The organism is Bradyrhizobium sp. CCGB20, assembly GCF_024199855.1.
In the GTDB taxonomy this organism is placed as follows: domain Bacteria; phylum Pseudomonadota; class Alphaproteobacteria; order Rhizobiales; family Xanthobacteraceae; genus Bradyrhizobium.
In genome coordinates this window covers 8,549,907-8,568,993 of record NZ_JANADN010000001.1, presented here as the reverse complement: position 1 = coordinate 8,568,993, position 19,087 = coordinate 8,549,907, and the positions used below count along the sequence as shown (strand labels likewise).

The window sequence follows — 19,087 nt, the reverse complement described above, 5'->3', positions numbered from 1 at the left end:
ATCAGCTCGCCAGAAAGTCCAGAACCACTTCGGAGTATTTTTGCGGCGCCTGCTCGAACATCGGATGCGTCGCGTTCGGGATGATCGCCGTCTTCGAGTAGGGCACATGCGCGGCGAGTGCGTGCAGCACCTTCGGCAGCAGGCCCTTGGTCCGCGCGCCCAAAATGAAGAGCGTCGGCATTTTGATCGATTCCGCATCCGCCTTCGAGAACGGTGGGCGGTTGTCGCGGACCTGGCCGATCAGCGTCATGGCGTTGTCGCGAAGGTTCTGCTTCACCATCGCCGGCAGCCGCGGCCAGGTGCCGGCGCCCTCCAGCGTGTCGACGAAGACGGCGAGGCCGCCGTCGACGTCGCCGTCCCTGATCTTCTCGGCCGAGGCCGTGAACCGCGCCAGCAGCGGCGAGGGGCCGCCGACGTAGTCGGGGTCGAGGCTCGCATCGAGCTCGCCGCCGGGCTCGGCGAGAACGAGCCGTCGCAGCAGATCCGGCCGCGCTTGCGCCACGCGAAAACAGATGTGCCCGCCGCGGGAATGGCCCATCAGATCGACCGGCCCAAGATCGAGCTTCTCGATGAAGGCGATGACGTCCTGGACATGCTGGGCGATCGAATAGGTATCGCTGAGGCCGTCCCAGCGTTCGGGGAAGAAGTGCCTCAAGCTAACAGCAATGACCCGGTGCCGCTGCGTCAGCGGCCCGAGCACGCAGCTCCAGACGCGGAAGTCGTTGAGCGAGCCGTGGACGCAGACCAGCGGTGGGCGGCCCCGGTCTTCGCCCACGTCGAGATAGGGCATGTCGTATCCGTTGACGTGGAGGCTTTGCATCAGGGACTCGCGATAGGGGGCGGAACTCCTGTGCAAGATTCCCGGAAACCGGGTGGATCGCAACTATTTCCAAGCCTAGATTGAGGCCGAGATCACAATGGGGGCATGCGACAAGGACGCAAGCAGGAACCTAGCCATGACCGACCAGCATTTTGCCCTGTTCGACACCAGGATCGGCCTCTGCGCCATCGCCTGGGGCCCGCGCGGCATCAACGGCACCCAGCTGCCGATGGGCGGCGAGGAGAAGATCCGCACCCGCATCAGCCAGCGACATGCCGACGCCAGCGAGACCGAGCCGACCGCGGAGGTACAGCAGGCGATCGACCGCATCGTGAAATTGCTCGCGGGCGAGCCTGACGACCTCACCGATATTCCGCTCGATCTCGATGGCGTGCCCGACTTCAACCGCGGCGTCTACGAGATCGCCCGCGCCATCCCGCCCGGCAAGACCGTCACCTATGGCGACATCGCCAAGCAGCTCGGCGGCGTGCAGCTGTCGCGCGATGTCGGCCAGGCGCTCGGCCGCAACCCGTGCCCGATCGTCGTGCCCTGCCATCGCGTGCTCGCGGCCGGCAACAAGCCCGGCGGCTTCTCGGCGAATGGCGGCGTGGTGACGAAGCTGAAGATGCTCGAGATCGAGGGCGCGCTGGTGAACCACACGCCGAGTCTATTCGATTAAGACGACGGGAGCGTAGGGTGGGTTAGCGTAGCGTAACCCACCTCTTCTCGTGCGGCACCAAAAGTGGTGGGTTACGCCTTCGGCTAACCCACCCTACGATTTCGACATCGCCGCTAAATCTTCGCCGCCGTCTTCGGCCAATATTTGTCGCGCAGATGCCGCTTCACCAGCTTGCCGGTCGGCGTGCGCGGCAGCTCGGCCTCGAAATCGATCGAGCGCGGGCATTTGATCGCGGAGAGACGGGTCTTGCAGTAGGCGATGAGATCGGCCTCGAGCTCCTTGCCGGCGCGCTTCATGTCGTGCGGCTGCACCACCGCTTTCACCTCTTCGCCCATCTCCTCGTTCGGCACGCCGAACACGGCGACGTCGGCGATATCAGGGTGGGTGATCAGCACGTCCTCGGTTTCCTGCGGGTAGATGTTCACCCCGCCGGAGATGATCATGTAGGACTTGCGGTCGGTGAGGAACAGGAAGCCGTCCTTGTCGAGATAGCCGACGTCGCCGAGCGTCGACCAGCCCTTGGCGTTGTAGGCTTTCTTCGTCTTCTCGGGATCGTTGTGATACGTGAAAACCGGCGCATCGGCGAAATAGACCGTGCCGATCTCGCCCACCGGCTGCTCCTCGTCGTTCTCGTCCAGAATCTTGATCTTGCCGACCACGGCGCGGCCGACGCTGCCGCGATGCTCCAGCCATTGCTGCGAGTTGCAGACGGTGACGCCGTTGCCTTCCGAGCCGGCGTAATACTCGATCAGGATCGGTCCCCACCACTCGATCATCTTTGCCTTGACGTCGACCGGGCAGGGTGCAGCGGCGTGGATCGCGCCTTTCAGCGTCGAAACGTTGTACTTCGCGCGAATCTCGTCCGGCAGCTTCAGCATGCGCACGAACATGGTCGGCACCAGCTGCGACTGCGTGACCTTGTACTTTTCCACGAGCTTGAGGAAATCCTCGGCGTCGAAATGCTCCATGATGATGGAGGTGCCGCCGAGCACGACCGCCATCATGTTAAAGCGCAGCGGAGCCGCATGATAGAGCGGCGCCGGCGACAGATAGGTGCTGTCGGCATTCATGCCGCACATGTCGGCGCAGAGCACACGCAGGAACGCGTTCGGCACGTCGATGGCGTTGCCCTCGAACGCCTTCTTGATGCCCTTCGGCCGGCCGGTGGTGCCCGATGAATACAGCATGTCGTAGCCGGCGACCTCGCCAGCGATCGGCGTTGTCGGCTGCGCAGCCGCTTCCTTGTCGTAGGAGCGGAAGCCGGCTTGCGGCTCGTCGACCATGTAGAAGATCGGCTCGCCCGCCGTGCCCTTGATCAGGGCCTTGATCTGGTCGGCGCATTTCGGCGTGGTGATCACGACCTTGGCGCCGCAATCCCCGATGATGTAGTCGATCTCGTCCTGCTTCAGGTAACGGCTGATCGCGGTGTAATAGAGCCCGCTGCGCTGTGCGGCCCAGCAGATCTCCATGAACGCGAGGCGGTTCTCCATCAACAGCGCGATGTGGTCGCCGGCCTTCAGGCCGAGCGAGCGGAACAGGTTTGCGCCCTGGTTCGAGAGCTCGTCGAGCTCGCGATAGGTGATCGCCTTGCCGGTCCCGGCCATCTGGTAGGCGATCTTGTCGGGCGTGGTCTTCGCGTAAATTGAAGGATGAGTCATCAGCGTAGGTCCCAAGGCACACGAGATGTCGTCCCCGCGCACGCGGGGACCCATAACCACAGGGCGCAGTTTGGCGAAGGATCGTCGTTCGGTACTACGACCAACCACTAGGGATGGACTTCGCGGTATGGGTCCCGGCTTTCGCCGGGACGACACCGTTAGTGTGGCCGCAGCTTACAGTCGTTCCACGATCGTCACGTTGGCCATGCCGCCGCCTTCGCACATGGTCTGCAGGCCGTAGCGCTTGCCGCGCTGGTGCAGGGCGTGGACCAGCGTGGTCATCAGCTTGGTGCCGGAGCCGCCGAGCGGATGGCCAAGCGCGATCGCACCACCGTTGACGTTGAGGCGGGCCGGGTCAGCGCCAGTGGTCTTCAGCCAGCCGGTCGGCACCGAGGCGAAGGCCTCGTTGACCTCGAACAGGTCGATGTCGTCGATCTTCATGCCGGCCTTCTCCAGCGCGCGCTTGGTGGCGTGCAGGGGAGCGTCGAGCATGATGACGGGATCGCCGCCGGTCATGGTCATGTGATGGATGCGCGCGAGCGGCTTGACGCCGAGCTGCTTGAGGCCGCGCTCGTTCACGACCATGACGCCGGACGCGCCGTCGCAGATCTGGCTGGCGCTGGCGGCGGTCAGCTTGCCGTTCTCCGCAATCAGCTTGACGCCCTTGATGCCGTCGAGGGTGGCATCGAAGCGAATGCCTTCGTCGATGTGGTGGGTATCCTTGGAGCCGTCGGCGCGGGTGATCTCGAGCGGCACGATCTCCTTCTTGAAGTGACCGGCTTGCGTCGCCGCGATCGCGCGCTGATGGCTGTTGTAGGAGTATTCGTCGAGATCATCCTTCGACAGGCCGTACTTCTCGGCCATCATCTCGGCGCCGGTGAACTGGCTGAAGACGATGTTCGGATACTTCGCCTCGATGCCCGGGCTCTTGTAGTGGCCAAAGCCGTTCTTGGCAGCGAGCTGCGAGGACAGGCCCATCGGCACGCGCGTCATCGATTCCACGCCGGCGGCGATCACGACGTCCATCGCGCCGGACATCACGGCCTGCGCGGCAAAGTGCAGCGCCTGCTGCGAGGAGCCGCATTGCCGGTCGATCGAGGTGCCCGGCACGCTCTCCGGCAGTTTTGACGCCATGATCGCGTTGCGCGCGACGTTGTTGGACTGCTCGCCGACCTGCATCACGCAGCCCATGATCACGTCCTCGACCAGGGCGGGATCGACCTTGGTGCGATCTACCAGCTCGTCCAGCACCTTCGCCGCGAGATCGGCCGGATGCCAGCCGGCGAGGCGGCCCCCCTTGCGCCCGCCCGCGGTACGCGCAGCGGCGACGATGTAAGCCTCGGCCATTTCGGTCTCTCCCATGATTGTTCTGAATTGGGTTGTCGGGGCGGATTTAATGGGCGAGATATCGTTTAGTCAATCGATCAATTAACTCTTGTGATGAGGCGCTGCTTCGGCTTATCTGCGCCCGCTCGTGCGGCCAAAACAGGGATCTCCGTGACTACCAGCGTACCGAACAGGCTCCCCAGCGGGAAGAATTCCACGGCAGAGAAATTGCTCGTGGCCGCGAGCGAGCTGATGATCGAACGCTCCTCGATCGAGATTTCGCTGAGCGACATCGCCCAGAAGTCGGGTGCGAACGCCGCGCTGGTCAAATATCATTTCGGCAACAAGGACGGCCTGCTGCTGGCTTTGCTCGCGCGGGATGCCGCGACCGAGATGTCCAATCTCGAATATCTGCTGGCGCAGCCGATCACGTCGACCGCGAAGCTGAAGCTGCATATCGCCGGCATCATCCGCGCCTATCACCGGTTCCCCTACATGAACCGGCTGATCCATTATCTGCTGCATGAGAGTGTTGCGGGCTCTGCCGACGAAGTCTCAAAGTTCTTCGTCGCACCGCTGCTCGATTTTCATCGCCGCCTGCTCGCGGAGGGCGTGAGCCGCGGCGAGTTCCGCGCCACTGATCCGGTGCTGTTCTACACCAGCCTGATCGGCGCCTGCGATCACCTGTTCTTCGGCCGGCACGCGATGTCTCGCGCGACCGGCGTCGGTCCGGTCACCGATGATGTCTGCCGGCAATACATCAAGCACATGGAAACGCTGATCTGCGGCGGCATCCTCACGCAAGCCGAGGAAGCCGCCGCGGCCGGATAATCCGGCCAGAACTTTAAAGTCTAGAGAAGAAACGCCCAAGGAAAGGTACAAGCGATGGAATTGAAAGACGTAGCCGTTCTCATCACCGGCGGTGGTTCGGGTCTCGGCGAAGCGACCGCTCGCGCCATGGCGGCCAAGGGCGCCAAGATCGGCGTGATCGATCAGAACAAGGACAACGCCGAGAAGGTTGCCGCCGAGGTGAAGGGCGTCGCGCTGCATGCCGACGTCACCAGTGAGGAGCAGATCAAGGCGGCGATCGCGAAGGCGGAAGCCGCGCACGGCGTTGCCCGCGTGCTGATGAACTGCGCCGGCATCGGCGGCTCGCAGCGTATCGTCGGTCGCGACGGCGTCTATCCGCTCGAGAAATTCGCGCGCATCATCAACGTCAATCTGATCGGCACCTTCAACTGCCTGCGGCTGTTCGCCGAGCGCCTCGTCACCATCGAGCCGATCGGTGAAGAGCGCGGCGTCATCATCAACACCGCTTCTGTCGCCGCTTACGAAGGCCAGATCGGCCAGATCGCCTATTCGGCGTCGAAGGGCGGCGTCGTCGGTTTGACCTTGCCTGCCGCGCGCGACCTCTCCAGCCAGAAGATCCGCGTCAACACCATCGCGCCCGGCCTGTTCTTCACGCCGCTGCTGATGGGTCTGAACGAAGAAGCGCGGAAGAGCCTGGGCGCCCAGGTTCCGCATCCGTCGCGCCTCGGCGATGCCAAGGAATACGGTTCGCTCGCCGTGCATATCGTCGAGAACCCGATGCTCAACGGCGAGACCATCCGCCTCGACGGCGCCATCCGCATGGCGCCGCGGTAGGCGACAAGCGCTGCGTTCTTGCCCTCCCCTGGAGGGGGAGGGTCGGCGCGAAGCGCCGGGGTGGGGTGATCTCTCCACTCGGGCACTGTTGGTTGGGGAGAGACCGTCACCCCACCCCGCTCGCGCTACGCGCGATCGACCCTCCCCCTCCAGGGGAGGGTGACTGGACCGGCACCTGTTGCATGAGGCCCCCATGTCCCAACCGCTGCTGATCGAGCACGACGACGGCGTCGACCGGGTGACGCTCAACCGGCCCGAAAATCTCAACGCTCTCGATCCGGCGCTGATCGATGCGCTGAACGTTTATTTCCAGGGCCTCCAGCGCAATCGCGATACGCGCGTCGTGGTGCTGAAGGGCGCCGGCAAGAATTTTTGTGCAGGCCTCGACCTCAAAGCCGCAATGGCTCGTCGTGCCGGCCAGCAGGAGCCGCCCGGTGTCACCGAGTCGCTGGACTCGCAGCGCCGCATCGCCGACATCGTGATGCTGATGCGGCGTTGCCCGCAGCCGATCATCTCTCTGGTGCAGGGCGCGGCGGCCGGTGGCGGCTTTGCGCTGGCGCTCGCCTCCGACATCCGCATCGCGACGAGGTCGGCGCGCATGAACTGTGCCTTCATCAAGCTCGGCCTTGGCGGCTGCGATATCGGCACCAGCTATTTCCTGCCGCGTCTCGTCGGCGTTTCCGTCGCGTCCGAGCTGATCCTCACCGGACGCTTCATCGGCGCCGAGCGCGCGCTCGCGGTCGGGCTGGTGTCCGAGATCGTCGATGAAGACAAGCTCGATGATGCCGCTGCGCCCTATGTCGATGCGATGATGACGGCCTCGCCCGTGGGGCTTCGGCTGTCAAAGGAATGTCTCAACATGAGCGTCGATGCGGGATCGCTGGAAGCCGTTATCGCGATGGAGGATCGCAACCAGGTCCTGTGCAGCCGCTCCGAGGAATTTTCGGAAGGCATCAGGGCCTTCCTTGAGAAGCGAAAGCCTGTCTATATCAGGCGCTGAACGAGAACGATCCGCAAAGGACGATAATTCCGGGAGACGCAAAATGAGTGGAAGCGCGGCGGCAGTGATGACGAAGCCCGCCTTTCGCAAGGTCGAGTGGCTCGCGCGCGACATCGACGTCGAGCGCCGGGACGACGGCACGGTGGTGCTGAAGTCGCGCATTCCGCTGCAAGCTTACGAGACGCATCTTCCGGCTTCGCTGGCGAAATGGGCGAAGGAAGCACCCGAACGCATCTGGCTCGCGCAGCGTGGCGGTCCGAGCCGCGAATGGCGCAAGGTCTCCTATGGCGAAGCCAAGCGCACCGTGGATGCGCTGACGCAGGCCTTGCTCAATCTCAAGCTCGACGGACGCCCGGTCACGATCCTCTCCGGCAACTCGATCGAGCACGCGCTGATGACACAGGCGGCGATGCAGGCGCGCTCGCCGGCGGCTCCGGTGTCGCCGGCCTACTCATTGATGAGCCATGATCACGTCAAGCTGAAGTATCTGTTCGACCTGATCAAGCCGGCCGTGGTGATGGTGCAGGACGGTCCGACCTTCGAGAAGGCGCTGAAGGCGCTCGACCTCACCGGCGTCACCGTCGTGCACGTCGCGCGTCCCTGCGACGGCATCGAGAGCGTCAGCTTCGCCGAGCTGGCGGCGACGCCGGCAACTGCCGATGTCGCAGCGTCGATCGCAAAAATCACGGCGCAGACCGTCGGCAAGCTGTTGTTCACCTCCGGCTCGACCGGCATGCCCAAGGCCGTCATCAACACGCAAGAGATGATGTGCGCCAATGCGGCGATGATGATGCAGGTGCGGCCGCGCAATCCCGGCGGTCCGATCGCGACCATGCTGGACTGGATGCCGTGGAACCACACCATGGGCGGTAATGCCGCGTTTCATCCCGTGCTCGTCGACGGCGGTACGCTCTACATCGATGACGGCCGGCCGATGCCGGGCCAGTTCGAGGAGACGCTGCGGAATCTGCGCGAGATCTCGCCGACCTATTACGCCAACGTACCGGCCGGTTATGCCGCACTCGCAGCGGCCATGGAGAAGGACGACGCGCTGTGCCGCTCCTTCTTCAAGAACCTGTCGATCATGGCCTATGGCGGCGCGCGGCTGCCCGACGATCTCTATGACCGCATGCAGGCCCTCGCCGTGAAGACCACCGGCGAGCGCATCGTGTTCTACACCGGCTGGGGCTCGACCGAGACCGCGCCGACCTCGACCGGGACCTATTGGGACACCGAGCGTGTCGGCCTGATCGGCCTTCCGTTCCCCGGCGTCGAATTGAAGATGGTGCCGTGTGGCTCGAAATACGAATTGCGCCTGCGCGGCGTCAATGTCACGCCCGGCTATTTCGGCCAGCCTGACCTGACCAGGAAGATGTTCGACGAGGAAGGTTTTTACTGCATCGGCGACGCCGGCATTTTTGTCGATGATACCGATCCGGTGAAGGGCATCATCTTTGCGGGTCGGGTGGTCGAGGACTTCAAGCTCACCACCGGCACCTTCGTGCATGTCGGCTCGCTCCGTACCGATACGATCGCGGCTGCAACCCCTGTCGTGCATGACGCGCTGGTCGCGGGGCAGGATCGCGCCTTCATCGGCCTGCTGGCCTGGCCCAATTTGCACGCCTGCCGGCAGCTCGTCGGCAATGCCGATTTGACCTTCGAGGATGCGGTGAAGCATCCAGAGGTGATCGCCTGCTTCAGGCGCGGCCTCGAAACGCACAACCGGGAATGCGAAGGCGCCAGCAGCCGTATCATCGCCCGTGCGATGCTGATGGCCGAGCCGCCCTCGATCGACGGCAACGAGCTCACCGACAAGGGCTACATCAACCAGCGCGCGGGCCTCGAGCGCCGCGCCGCACTGGTGGAGCGGCTCTATGCCGACACGCCGGATCAAGACGTCATCATTCTCAAGTAATCGACATCATCAACACGGGTACGCGCCATGAACTTCGATTTCTCCGACGACCAGAAACAGCTCCGCGATCAAGCGCGCAAGTTCCTCGCCGAGAAGTGCTCGCCGAAGGCAGTTCGCGTCGTGCTCGACGGCAAGGCGCCGTATGACAAGGAGCTGTGGAAGGGCCTCGCCGAGATGGGCTTTCTCGGCGTCGCCATCCCCGAGGAGTTCGGCGGCGCGGGCGCGGGTCATCTCGAGCTCTGCGTGATCGCGGAGGAGATGGGCCGTGCCAATGCACCGGTGCCGTTCTCCTCGACCGTCTATCTTGCGGCCGAAGCGCTTCTGATCGCGGGCAGCGACGCGCAGAAGAAGAAGTGGCTGCCGGCGATTGCGTCGGGTGAAGCCATCGGCACGCTCGCGCTGTTCGAGGGCAAGGGCAATCCGGCGCCGAAGAACGTCAAGCTGACCGCTGCGAATGGCGTGCTCAACGGCGTCAAGAAGCCGGTCGCCGATGGTGCGGTCGCCGACTTTGCCGTGGTTGCCGCGCGCACGGGATCGAGCGGACGCGACGGTGACATTTCGCTGTTCCTGGTCGACCTGAAGGCCGGCGGCGTCGAGGTCAAGAGCCTCACCAATCTCGATCCGACCCGCGGGCAGGCCGAGATCACTTTCAAGGATTGCAAGGCCGAACCGCTCGGTGCGGCCGGCGAAGGCTGGAGCATTTTGACTCAAGTGCTCGACCGCGCCGCAGTGCTGTGCGCCTTCGAGCAGGTCGGCGGCTCCGACCGCGCGCTGGAGATGGGTCGCGACTACGCGCTCGACCGTATCGCCTTCGGCCGCCAGATCGGCTCGTTCCAGGCGGTCAAGCATATGCTCGCCGACATGTATGTGTCGGCGACGCTGGCGCGCTCCAATAGCTATTACGGCGCCTGGGCGCTCTCGACCAACGCGGCCGAGTTGCCGGAAGCCGCCGCGGCCGCGCGCATCAGCGCGACGCAGGCGTTCCAGCACTGCGCCAAGAACAACATCCAGGTTCACGGCGGCATGGGATTCACCTGGGAGTTCGACTGCCACATGTACTACCGCCGCGCCAACGCCATGGCGCTCGGGCTCGGTAGCCTCACCTATTGGGAAGACCAGCTGATCGATCGCATGCGCAAGAAGAACGCGGCCTGATGTCATTCCGGGGCGCGCGACGCGCGAACCCGGAATCTCGATTTGAGTCGGTAACCTCTAGATTCCGGGTTCGATGCTCCGCATCGCCCCGGAATGACGGAAGAAGAGAAAGACCATGAACTTCGACGACACCCCGCAGGAAGCCGAATTCCGCGCCACTGCGCGCGCCTGGATCGGTGCGAATGCACCCAAACAATACGAAGAAGAGCTGCGCAAATCCTCGCTCGGGCGCACGGCGCTCAAGAACGCCAACATCCTTGAAGTGGCAAAAGCCTGGCAGAAGAAGAAGGCCGACGCCGGCTGGGCCTGCCTGCACTGGCCGAAGGAATATGGCGGTCGCGGCTCGTCGCCGATCGAGCGCGTGATCTGGCAGCAGGAAGAGGGGCCGTTCGGCCAGCTGTCCCGCATGTTCATCATCGGCCACGGCATGTGCGGACCGACCATGATGGCGTTCGCGCGCGAAGAGCATAAGCGCACGTACCTCCCGCCGCTCGCTTCCGGTGAGAAGGTCTGGTGCCAGCTGTTCTCCGAGCCTGCGGGCGGCTCCGACGTCGCGGGCCTGCGGACGCGCGCCGAGAAGGACGGTGACGACTGGGTCATCAACGGCCAGAAGATCTGGACCTCGGGCGCGCATTATTCCGACTACGGCATTTTGCTCACCCGCACGGATCCGACCGTGCCCAAGCACAAGGGCCTCACCATGTTCTTCCTGGACATGAAGAGCCCCGGCGTCGAGGTGCGGCCGATCAAGCAGGCGAGCGGCGCCTCCGACTTCAACGAGGTCTATTTCACCAATGTCCGCATTCCCGACCACCAGCGCCTCGGCGAGGTCGGTGATGGCTGGAACGTCTCGCTGACTACGCTGATGAACGAGCGCAGCGCGATCGGCGCGGCCGTCTCGACCGGATTCCCGGAGCTGTTCGAATATTGCTCCAGCCTGATGCTCGACGATGGCCCGGCGATCGAGGATCGCGCGGTGCGCTCGAAGCTGGCCAACTGGGCGGTAAAGGCGAGCGGGCTGCGCTACACCAGCATGCGCGCGATCTCGGCGCTGTCGAAGGGCGAGCGGCCGGGGCCGGAGAACTCCATCGGCAAGCTGGTCGCGGGCTCGATGATCCAGGACGTCGCGACCTACGCTCTGGACCTGCAGGGCGCGAGCGGCGTCGTGAGCGGCGAGGATGCCGAACTCGCCGGCCGTTTCCAGGCGATGCTGCTGCGCGCGCCCGGCACGCGCGTCGAAGGCGGCACCGACGAGATCATGCGCAACATCATCGCCGAGCGCGTGCTGGGCCTGCCCGGCGACATCCGGGTCGACAAGGACGTGCCGTTCAACAAGATCCCGACCAAGGGAAGAGGCTAGAGGTCCGCCATGAATTTCGACGACACCCCGCAGGAAGCCGCATTCCGCCAGACCGCGCGCAAATGGGTCGAGGCGAATGCGCCGAAGGAATTGCACGCCGAGCTGTCGAAATCCTCGCTCGGCCGCATCCGGCTCGCCAAGCACGACATCGTCGATGTCGGCAAGGCCTGGCAGAAGAAGAAGTTCGAAGGCAATTGGGCCTGCCTGCACTGGCCGAAGGAATATGGTGGCCGTGGTGCGACCCGATCGAGCGCGTGATCTGGCAGCAGGAGGAGGGCGTCTACGGCAAGCTGACGCAGCCGTTCCAGATCGGCGAGGGCATGTGCGGCCCGACCGTGATGGCTTTTGGCAGCGAGGATGCCAAGCGCCGCCATCTGCCGAAGCTCGCCTCCGGTGAGGAGATCTGGTGCCAGCTGTTCTCCGAACCGTCCGCCGGCTCTGACGTCGCGGGCCTGCGCACGCGCGCGGAGAAGAAGGGCGACAACTGGGTCGTCAACGGCCAGAAGATCTGGACCTCGGGCGCGCATTACTCCGACTTCGGTCTCTTGATCGCGCGCACCGATCCGAACGTGCCCAAGCACAAGGGCCTCACCATGTTCTTCCTGGACATGAAGAGCCCCGGCGTCGAGGTCCGGCCGATCAGGCAGGCCAACGGCATGCAGGAGTTCAACGAGGTCTATTTCACCGACGTCGTGATCCCCGACAGCCAGCGGTTGGGGGCAGTCGGCGAGGGCTGGAGCGTGTCGCTGACCACGCTGATGAACGAACGCATGTCGATCGGCTCGCGGCTCGCGACCGGCGTCCCTGAATTGTTCGAGTTCTGCTCCAACCTGATGCTGGAGGACGGGCTCGCCATCGACGATCCTGCCGTGCGCTCGAAACTTGCGAGCTGGGCCGTGAAGTCGAGCGGGCTGAAATACACCAGCTACCGCGCGATCTCGGCGCTCTCGAAGGGGGATCGGCCGGGCCCGGAGAATTCGATCGGCAAGCTGGTCTCGGGCATGATGCTGCAGGACATCGCCACCTACGCCATGGACCTCCAGGGCGCGGCCGGTGCTCTCACCGGCACGGACGAGGAGACGGTGCAGGGCCAGTTCCAGCAGATGCTGCTGTCCTCGCCCTCGATGCGCATCGCCGGCGGTACCGACGAGATCCTGCGCAACATCATTGCCGAGCGCGTGCTGGGATTGCCGGGCGACATCCGCGTCGACAAGGACGTGCCGTACAACAAGATCCCGACCAAGGGGCGGTGACGCTCGCTGCATCTTGTAGGGTGGGCAAAGCGAAGCGTGCCCACCATATGCAGATGCGCCGGGGTAGGTCTGTCGGTGGGCATGGCGCTACGCGCCTTTGCCCACCCTACGAAGGGCGAGCGAATTCATGGACGCTAAAGTTACACAGAACGATCGCATCGGCGTGCTCGAAGAGCTCCTCAACGAGCGCTACTCCGTCCGCGCCTTCCTCCCCAAGCAGGTCGATCGCGCGACCATCGAGCATGTGCTGACCACCGCGCAGCGCACGGCGTCCTGGTGCAACAGCCAGCCCTGGCAGGTCATCATCGCCAGTGGCGAGGCCAAGGAGCGTTTTCGCCAAGCGATCTACACGGAAGCGTCGGGCGGATTGGGCGACGATTACGACTTCACCCCGCCGCGCGAATATGTCGGCGTCTACCTCGAGCGCCGCCGTGAGAGCGGCTTCCAGCTGTACAACACGCTGGGCATCGCCCGCGGCGACCGAAGCGCCTACGCCAGGCAGGCGCTGGAGAACTACAATTTCTTCGGTGCGCCGCATGTCGCGATCATTCACACCAACGAGCCGCTCGGCATCTACGGTGCGATCGATTGCGGTGCGTATGTTTCCAACTTCATGCTGGCCGCGCAGGCGCTCGGGCTCGGCACCATTCCGCAGGCGGCGCTCGCACGCCACTCCGGCCTGATCCGCCGCCATTTCAACCTGCCCGACGACCGCCGCGTCGTCTGCGGCATCTCGTTCGGCTATGCCGACGACGCCCACAAGGTCAACAGCTACCGCACTTCGCGCGCGAGCGTGGCTGACACCGCCACCTTCGTGGACGAGTGATCCGGGCTTCCCTAGCGTCAGCACCAACCGACAAACGCGCAAAGGCGGCCGCGAAAAACGGCCGCCTTCACGTCTCGTCTCGATCGATTGACGCCGGCTGCTATCCGCCGCTGCCGCCGATCACGGCACGCACGGTCTCGTCAGGGCCAAAATCCTCGGCACCGTCGACATAGAGCAGCGCAGCGAGCTTCGACCGCGCGCGGTTGACGCGGCTCTTGATCGTGCCGACCGCGCAGCCGCAGATCGAGGCTGCGTCCTCGTAGGAGAAGCCGGAGGCGCCGACCAGGATCAAGGCTTCGCGCTGGTCCTGCGGAAGCTTCTCGAGCGCGCCGCGGAACTCCTCGAACTCGAGATGTGCGTTCTGCGAGGGCTGCGTCTTCAGCGTCTTGGCATAGTTGCCTTCGGCATCCTCGACCTCCCGCCGCCGCTTGCGATAGTCGGAGCGGAACAGGTTGCGGAGGATGGTGAACAGCCACGCAGGCAGGTTGGAGCCAGGCTGGAACGAGTCGATGTTGGCGAGTGCGCGCAACAGCGTTTCCTGCACCAGATCGTCGGCGCGGTCCGCATTGCCGCTCAGCGAAATCGCGAACGCGCGCAGACTTGGCACGGCCGCAAGGATGTCGTCACGCAGGGAGTCCGTGAGAGGCATTAATCCCTCCCATTGTTGTTGTCGTTGGAGCCCCCGTCCGCTTCCACTTGGGCTGCGCCTCCCGGCGCATCAAGCTTCTTGATCAGTTCCGCGAACCGGTCCGGAACCCCCTGCCGCACCACGTCGTCGTACATGGCGCGCAGCTGATGCCCGATCCGGGATTGAATCTCCGGAGTGAGGCCTCCCTTGCCGGGGGTCGTGCTTTTGCTGGCTTGAGACTTGAGATCTTTCATGACCTGTTCCACGTTTCCCCGAGTTAAGTGACTGTAAATTCGAGAAGTTTTCTCAACCGGGAGCCGTTCCCTGGATAGGCACAATTCCAGGTTCGACAAAAAGTTCCCAGATAAGCGGAACTTTTCTTGGAACTTTTTCTGGCCTGAGGCGTAGTCAGCCCAGCAGGGGAACCCGGGCCTCCCCTCGTGTTGCCTGTTCTTCAAGGTCGGCCCGAAGATGAATGGAGTGGGGATGTCCCGTTCACAGCTCGTTGCTGAACACTTGCCGTTGTTGCGCCGGTATGCGCGCGCCCTGACGGGCAGCCAGGCCTCCGGCGACGCCTATGTCGCAGCCATGTTGGAAGCCATGCTGGGGGATCCGTCCGTGCTCGACGAGACCCATGGTCCGCGCGCCGGCTTGTTCAGGCTGTTCACCCAGATCTGGAATTCGGTCTCCGTCAACGACGATGCCGAGGTGACCACCTTGCCGATGCCGCCGGAGCGGCGGCTGTCGAACATCACGCCGCTGCCGCGGCAGGCGTTCCTGCTGCTCTCGCTCGAGGGATTCTCGGAAGAGGAAGTCGGTTACATCCTCGGCACCGATGTTGCCGAGACGCGGCGGCTTGCCGACGCGGCGGGACGCGAGATGGCGGCCGAGATCGCCACCGACGTGCTGATCATCGAGGACGAGACCTTCATCGCCATGGACCTCGAGAGCCTGGTGAAGAATCTCGGCCACAACGTCGTCGGCGTCGCGCGCACCCATGCCGATGCCGTGGCGCTGGCCAAGAACAAGCGGCCGGGCCTGATCCTCGCCGACATCCAGCTCGCCGACGGCTCGTCGGGCCTCGATGCCGTGAACGAGCTGCTGCGCACCTTTGAGGTGCCGGTGGTGTTCATCACCGCCTATCCGGAGCGCTTCCTGACCGGCGAGCGCCCCGAGCCGGCGTTCCTGATCTCAAAGCCGTTCCAGCCCGCGATGGTGTCGGCGGTGGCGAGCCAGGCCCTGTTCTTCCAGCGCAACTCGCGCAACCGCGCCCCGAAGGCGCCGGCGGCGTAAAAGGCGCCGTTTGGCGCAGTGATTTGATCCGGCGTGCTGCAAGGCACGCCGGATTTTTCGTGCCCGCCTGTTGCGCTTGACGGCCATCGAATTCGCCGCTCATACCTGATGCATAAATCCCCAGCGGAGATGTGCTCATGGACCAAGTGCTCCTCGATCGTCTCGCCATCCGCGACCTCGTCGAGAACTGGGCGGTGTGGCGCGATGCCGGCGACTGGGAGCGCTTTGCCACGGTCTGGCACGAAGATGGCTGGATGTCCGCCACCTGGTTTCAGGGGCCGGCGCGGGATTTCATGCGCGTCAGCCAGGAGGGCTTTGCCAAGGGCGTGCGCATCCTGCATTTCCTCGGCGGCACCAGCATCGATCTTTCGGGCGAGCGGGCCATCGCGCAGACCAAGATGACGATCTCGCAGCGCGCCCCGGTGCATGACGTGGTCTGTGACGTCGTCTGCACCGGGCGCTTCTATGATTTCCTGGAGAAGCGGCAGGGTTCATGGGGCATCGTCCGCCGCCAGCCGATCTACGAGAAGGACCGGATCGATCCCGTCGATCCCGCCGCGACAGTTCGCCTCGACCAGCAGGCGCTCGCCGCGCTGCCCGAAGGCTACCGCCATCTCGCCTACATGCAGGAGCTGATCGGCTACAAGGTCAAGCGCGACATGCCGGGCCTCACCGGGCCAGAGATCGAGAAGCTCTATGGCGAAGGGCGGGACTGGCTGGCGGGGAAGCCGAAGTAAGGCCCAGAAAAAAGTAAGGCGCGACTGGCATCACCACAGTCGCGCCCTACGTCGCCGGCTTATGGGGCAGGGGGGAATAGCCGGCTGTTGAGACGACTCGCTGGCGCTGGAGTCGTTCCAAACGGCTACAAATTTTTTTGTGCAGCCTGCGGTGATTTTCGCACACGGTTAAGTGATCGTAATCGCCGAGAACCCCTGATCCTCCGCCCGCGTTGTTCCCGCGATCGCCATGGGGCGAGGGATCGACAGTCATGTCACAGATTCAAAAGGTATTTTTGGGTGCAATCGCGATTGCCGCGACGCTTGGTGCCGTCCAAGTGGGCGCCGTGCAGCTGGCCTCCGGCCACGATCTGGCCGACCGCTGGCAGGCGGTCGCCGTCCCGCCCAGCCAGGATGCCAGCCAGGATGTAGGTCACAACGTCAACCGTTCCGGCAAGGCCGACCGCTTCGCCGAGATCAAGCAGGCACCGGTTCCCACCCGCACCGTATCGATGCGGCTGAACGATCTGGCCGAGACGTCGGTGCTGCTGCGGGTCCCCGCGGTTATCGAGACCGGCAACGCCAAGCCGCCGATGCTGCTCCAGAACCGGAGCCAGAAGCTGGACCGCAAAAAGCCGACGATTGCCTGCGAGCCGATGGTCAGCTCCCTGACCGAGGTCGCAAAACTGCTCCAGCCCGGCCGCTGCGTTACCTGATCCGCCTCGCCGCCCCCTTGGCCAGCATGGACAAATCGCCTTCCCGCCGGGAGGGCGATTTCACGTCCACTTGATCCCGCATCCCCTCGCGTTATATCCCGGGTTTCTTCCCCCTTTGATTGACCGGGTAAACGCATGACGACGTCAGACACGGCCGCGCATACGCAGCCTTTCCAGGCCGAGGTTTCCGAGCTTCTGCACCTGATGGTGCACTCCGTCTATTCCGAGACCGACATCTTCCTGCGCGAGCTCGTCTCCAACGCATCGGACGCCTGCGACAAGTTGCGCTACGAGGCGATCGCCAATCCGGCGCTGCTGGGCGAGGGCGACGCGCTCAAGATCCGGATCATCCCGAACAAGACGGCCGGAACGCTTGTCATCGCCGACAACGGCATCGGCATGGAGCGCCAGGAGCTGATCGACCATCTCGGCACCATTGCCCGCTCCGGCACCAAGGCGTTCGTCTCGAAGCTGAAGGAGGCCAAGGACGGCCTCGGCCTGATCGGCCAGTTCGGCGTCGGCTTCTATTCCGCCTTCATGGTCGCCGAGAAGATCGTCGTCGTCAGCCGCCGCGCCGGCGAGAGCGATGTGTGGACCTGGACGTCCTCCGGCGGCTCCGGCTTCGAGATTGCGCGCGCAAGCGAGGAGGACGCGGCGCGGGTGGCACGCGGCACCGAGATCGTCCTGCACCTGAAGGACGACGCCAAGAAGTATCTCGAGACTTACGAGATCGAGCGCATCATCAGTGCCTATTCCGACAACATCCTGTTCCCCATCGAGCTGGTGCCGGAAGAGGGCGAGCCGCGCCAGATCAATTCGGCGAGCGCGCTGTGGCAGCGCTCGAAATCCGAGCTGACGCCCGAGGACTACAAGAAGGCCTATCAGCAGATCGCATCCGCCTTCGACGATCCCGCGATGACGCTGCATTACCGCGCCGAGGGCCGCTATTCCTACGCCGTGCTGCTGTTCTCGCCGTCGACGAAACCGTTCGACCTGTTCGAGCCGAACCGCAAGGGGCGGGTGAAGCTTTACGTCCGCCGCGTCTTCATCACAGACGATGCCGATCTGTTGCCGGGCTATCTCCGCTTCATACGCGGCGTGATCGACAGCGAGGATCTCCCGCTCAACATCTCGCGCGAGATGCTCCAGAACAATCCGCAGCTCGTGCAGATCCGGAAAGCCGTGGCGACCCGTGTCGTGTCCGAGCTCGAAAGCCTCGCCGACAAGGACCCGGAGAACTTTGCCAAAATCTGGGACGCCTTCGGCGCCGTGCTGAAGGAAGGCATCTACGAGGATTTCGAGCGGCGCGAAAAGCTGCTGTCCTTGTCGCGCTTCACCACCACCTCGGGCGAGAAGCGTTCGCTGAAGGAGGTCATCGCCGATTTCAAGCCGAACCAGACCGAGATCTACTATCTCGTCGGCGACAGCATCGAGCGGCTGAAATCCAATCCGCGGCTGGAAGCCGCGACCGCGCGCGGCATCGAGGTGTTGCTGCTGTCGGATCCGGTCGACGCCTTCTGGACCTCGATGCCGTCGGAGTTCGACGGCAAGCCGCTGAAATCGCTGAGCCAGGGCGACCTCAATCTCGACCTGATCCCGCGCGTCGACGAGAATGATGAGGCAAAGAAGGGCGAGCCGGAAGCCGACGAGGCCGCCACCATCGCGGTGATCAAGGCCGCGCTCGGCGAGCGCGTCAGCGACGTCAAGGCCTCGACGCGCCTCACCAGCTCCGCCTCCTGCCTCGTCGCGGACAGCCAGGGACCGAGCCGCGAGCTCGAGCGCATCCTGGCGCAGCAGAACCGCGGCATGCGTGCCAAGCCGATCCTGGAGATCAACCTGCGCCATGCGCTGGTGAGCGCGATCACGAGGGCGCAGGCCGGCTCCAAGGTGGTCGACGATCTCAGCCTGCTCCTGCTCGAACAGGCGCAGATTCTGGACGGCGAGCTGCCGGAGGACCCGGCTGCGTTTGCGGCGAGGCTGAACCGGCTGGTGTTGCAGGGGCTGGGCTGACGTCGGCTCGCGATCAGAAAGCTATGTGCCACGCACGCAGATCTCGTAGGGTGGGCAAAGCGCAGCGTGCCCACCACGTGCGCTCCGT

17 protein-coding genes and 1 pseudogene are annotated in these 19,087 nt (G+C 64.2%); 13 read left to right on the top strand and 5 right to left on the bottom strand.

Annotated elements, in window-relative coordinates:
- Window position 1: 1 nt before the first annotated feature.
- Window positions 2–820 carry an alpha/beta fold hydrolase gene (locus NLM15_RS40355; RefSeq protein ID WP_254123509.1) on the bottom strand — a complete coding sequence of 273 codons (819 nt, stop codon included), beginning with the start codon at window positions 818–820 and terminating at the stop codon, window positions 2–4.
- A 136-nt stretch (window positions 821–956) separates the two neighbouring features.
- On the opposite strand from NLM15_RS40355, the gene NLM15_RS40350 reads away from it, so the two are divergent.
- Complete coding sequence (locus tag NLM15_RS40350; protein WP_254123508.1) at window positions 957–1,499, top strand: methylated-DNA--[protein]-cysteine S-methyltransferase; 543 nt, start codon at window positions 957–959, stop codon at window positions 1,497–1,499.
- 113 nt (window positions 1,500–1,612) lie between these two features.
- Here NLM15_RS40350 and NLM15_RS40345 read toward each other — a convergent pair whose 3' ends face one another.
- A complete protein-coding gene (locus tag NLM15_RS40345) occupies window positions 1,613–3,157 on the bottom strand; it encodes an acyl-CoA synthetase (protein ID WP_254123507.1) in 1,545 nt (514 codons plus the stop codon).
- Window positions 3,158–3,331: 174 nt separating this feature from the next.
- Window positions 3,332–4,504 (bottom strand): acetyl-CoA C-acetyltransferase, encoded by a 1,173-nt coding sequence (locus NLM15_RS40340; RefSeq protein ID WP_254123506.1) that lies wholly within the window; start codon window positions 4,502–4,504, stop codon window positions 3,332–3,334.
- A 231-nt stretch (window positions 4,505–4,735) separates the two neighbouring features.
- On the opposite strand from NLM15_RS40340, the gene NLM15_RS40335 reads away from it, so the two are divergent.
- From NLM15_RS40335 to NLM15_RS40295, 8 genes and pseudogenes are all read left to right on the top strand, one after another.
- Entirely contained in the window at window positions 4,736–5,314 is a 579-nt protein-coding gene (locus NLM15_RS40335) for a TetR family transcriptional regulator (protein WP_254123505.1), read from the top strand.
- A 54-nt stretch (window positions 5,315–5,368) separates the two neighbouring features.
- On the top strand, window positions 5,369–6,127 hold the full coding sequence (locus NLM15_RS40330; RefSeq protein WP_254123504.1) for an SDR family NAD(P)-dependent oxidoreductase: 759 nt from the start codon (window positions 5,369–5,371) through the stop codon (window positions 6,125–6,127).
- Window positions 6,128–6,320: 193 nt separating this feature from the next.
- The gene (locus NLM15_RS40325) at window positions 6,321–7,127 is read left to right on the top strand and encodes an enoyl-CoA hydratase/isomerase family protein (RefSeq protein WP_254123503.1); all 807 of its coding nucleotides are present in this window, start codon (window positions 6,321–6,323) and stop codon (window positions 7,125–7,127) included.
- Between the two features lie 43 nt (window positions 7,128–7,170).
- A complete protein-coding gene (locus NLM15_RS40320; protein WP_254123502.1) occupies window positions 7,171–9,042 on the top strand; it encodes an AMP-binding protein in 1,872 nt (623 codons plus the stop codon).
- Between the two features lie 27 nt (window positions 9,043–9,069).
- Window positions 9,070–10,197 carry an acyl-CoA dehydrogenase family protein gene (locus tag NLM15_RS40315; protein ID WP_254123501.1) on the top strand — a complete coding sequence of 376 codons (1,128 nt, stop codon included), beginning with the start codon at window positions 9,070–9,072 and terminating at the stop codon, window positions 10,195–10,197.
- Between the two features lie 115 nt (window positions 10,198–10,312).
- Window positions 10,313–11,557: an acyl-CoA dehydrogenase gene (locus tag NLM15_RS40310; protein ID WP_254123500.1), complete on the top strand. Its 1,245-nt coding sequence runs from the start codon at window positions 10,313–10,315 to the stop codon at window positions 11,555–11,557.
- 9 nt (window positions 11,558–11,566) lie between these two features.
- Window positions 11,567–12,810 (top strand): annotated as a pseudogene (locus NLM15_RS40300) (acyl-CoA dehydrogenase).
- A gap of 127 nt (window positions 12,811–12,937) precedes the next feature.
- The gene (locus tag NLM15_RS40295; RefSeq protein ID WP_254123497.1) at window positions 12,938–13,636 is read left to right on the top strand and encodes a nitroreductase; all 699 of its coding nucleotides are present in this window, start codon (window positions 12,938–12,940) and stop codon (window positions 13,634–13,636) included.
- A gap of 100 nt (window positions 13,637–13,736) precedes the next feature.
- Here the strand turns inward: NLM15_RS40295 and NLM15_RS40290 are convergent, their stop codons facing one another.
- Window positions 13,737–14,285 (bottom strand): sigma-70 family RNA polymerase sigma factor, encoded by a 549-nt coding sequence (locus NLM15_RS40290; protein ID WP_014491704.1) that lies wholly within the window; start codon window positions 14,283–14,285, stop codon window positions 13,737–13,739.
- The gene (locus NLM15_RS40285; protein ID WP_254123496.1) at window positions 14,285–14,518 is read right to left on the bottom strand and encodes a NepR family anti-sigma factor; all 234 of its coding nucleotides are present in this window, start codon (window positions 14,516–14,518) and stop codon (window positions 14,285–14,287) included. Before NLM15_RS40285 ends, NLM15_RS40290 begins: the two co-directional genes overlap by 1 nt.
- A 232-nt stretch (window positions 14,519–14,750) precedes the next feature.
- Between NLM15_RS40285 and NLM15_RS40280 the strand changes: the two genes are divergently transcribed.
- From NLM15_RS40280 to htpG, 4 genes are all read left to right on the top strand, one after another.
- Window positions 14,751–15,557 carry a response regulator gene (locus NLM15_RS40280; RefSeq protein ID WP_254123495.1) on the top strand — a complete coding sequence of 269 codons (807 nt, stop codon included), beginning with the start codon at window positions 14,751–14,753 and terminating at the stop codon, window positions 15,555–15,557.
- A 137-nt stretch (window positions 15,558–15,694) separates the two neighbouring features.
- Window positions 15,695–16,294 carry a nuclear transport factor 2 family protein gene (locus NLM15_RS40275; protein WP_254123494.1) on the top strand — a complete coding sequence of 200 codons (600 nt, stop codon included), beginning with the start codon at window positions 15,695–15,697 and terminating at the stop codon, window positions 16,292–16,294.
- 251 nt (window positions 16,295–16,545) lie between these two features.
- A complete protein-coding gene (locus tag NLM15_RS40270; protein WP_254123493.1) occupies window positions 16,546–16,989 on the top strand; it encodes a hypothetical protein in 444 nt (147 codons plus the stop codon).
- Between the two features lie 135 nt (window positions 16,990–17,124).
- Window positions 17,125–18,999 carry a molecular chaperone HtpG gene (gene htpG, locus NLM15_RS40265; RefSeq protein ID WP_254123492.1) on the top strand — a complete coding sequence of 625 codons (1,875 nt, stop codon included), beginning with the start codon at window positions 17,125–17,127 and terminating at the stop codon, window positions 18,997–18,999.
- Window positions 19,000–19,087: the final 88 nt, after the last annotated feature.